Annotated in this window: 1 protein-coding gene; it reads right to left on the minus strand. The window is 29.2% G+C overall.

Annotated elements, in window-relative coordinates; all coding sequences use genetic code 11:
- Nucleotides 1–257: hypothetical protein (locus V7150_RS07625; protein ID WP_335515745.1), on the minus strand; the 257-nt coding region annotated here is incomplete at its 3' end.
- Between the last annotated feature and the right edge of the window lie 257 nt (nucleotides 258–514).

Genomic DNA, 514 nt, shown 5'->3' on the forward strand with positions numbered 1-514 from the left:
GATGTTATAAAAGACAAATTCGGTGAAAACTCAAATTTTTGTTGCTCAACTTTAATCCCTGTCGTTCCTTGAACTTGCAAATCTGTATGTCGAGATGTGAAACCTCCCTTTGAGGTAAAAAACCAAATTATTACGGTGACTGCAAATCCAGTTAAAAATGAAAAATCAATGAATTTTGTATGTGTATAATATGCAACCCCAAAACTAATACCTAATAAAAATAATAAAGTTATCACAATGGTTATTATTCGTTTCAAAATGTCCTATATCCCCCTGACTTTTCTGTATATTTAAATAATATCATAGAATGATATTAATTTTTACAAAATATGAAAAATTAGGATTTTTGTACATTTATAAATGATTTTGCACTTTAATTCGTTTTTTCTGTAAAAAAATCGTACTACTATCTGATGGACGATTTTCACTTAAAGTACAATATATCGTTTAGTGTAAATTCTTTATCCGTAATCCCAAGCTGTTGAGCAGTAGCAATCAGACAGGTGAAGGCAAT

The organism is Neobacillus drentensis (assembly GCF_036965245.1).
Classification (GTDB): Bacteria; Bacillota; Bacilli; order Bacillales; family Cytobacillaceae; genus Neobacillus; species Neobacillus drentensis_G.